The organism is Streptomyces caelestis, assembly GCF_001279005.1.
In the GTDB taxonomy this organism is placed as follows: domain Bacteria; phylum Actinomycetota; class Actinomycetes; order Streptomycetales; family Streptomycetaceae; genus Streptomyces; species Streptomyces heliomycini.
Genome location: NZ_LGCN01000044.1, coordinates 1 through 801 on the forward strand (window position 1 = coordinate 1; position 801 = coordinate 801).

General features: G+C 80.8%; 1 protein-coding gene. It reads right to left on the bottom strand.

Translation table 11 applies throughout. The features are described 5' to 3' along the window. Window positions 1-449 (bottom strand): hypothetical protein (locus tag ADK41_RS05115; RefSeq protein WP_107086060.1); only part of this gene is annotated, 449 nt, incomplete at its 3' end. Between the last annotated feature and the right edge of the window lie 352 nt (window positions 450-801).

Sequence of the window (801 nt, forward strand, 5' to 3'; positions counted from 1 at the left end):
GTGGCGGGGGGCTTCCGGGCCGGGTCCTGCTTCTTCTGCGGGTCCTCGGTGGCCGCGCGGCCACCGGGGAGGGCAAGGAGGAGGGTGCGCCGGCAGAGGCGCAGGAGGGCGGCGGCGGTGGGGTTGCCGCGCAGGGCCCGGAGGGCGGCCAGGTCGTCGGTGCGGGGGCGGTATCCGGCGCCCAGCGCCTCCTCCAGGAGCGTGAGGTAGCCGGCGGCGGTGCCGGGGAGGGCGGCGCGGTAGCGGCCGAGGTCGGCCAGGAGGAAGGCGCGCAGCCGGGCACTCTCCCGCGTCGCCTCGTCGAGGTCCGCGGCGAGGCGGAGACAGTCCTGGAGGTCGTCGGCCGGGGCGGGGGTGGGGTGCAGGGCGAGGGCGAGGGCGCGGCGGAGCACGCACAGCTCCTCCGCGCCGAACGCCATGCCGCCGCGGGATCCGTAGGGCGTGGGCATGCCGTGACGATACGTGCTAATCGGACAAACACCGTGCATAGGGCAGGTGTGGCGCGGGACGCCACCCGGGTGGGCGGGATGCCTGCGGCGCGGGGCCGGTTCGGCGGGGGTGCGGGGCTTGTGCCTGCGGCGCCGCTGCGGCCTCGGTGGGGCTCGGGGGGCGCCTGCGGCGGGGGGGGGGGGGGGGGGGCGCGGGGGGGGGGGGGGGCCCCCCGGGGTGGCGGGCGCGCCCGCCCCCCCCCCCCCCCCCAGGGGGGGTGACACGGGCCGGTTGGGGGACGGACACCCCCGACGCGGCCCCCCCCCCCCCACCCCCCCCAAGCGCCACCCCAACCCCCCCCAGGCCCCCACG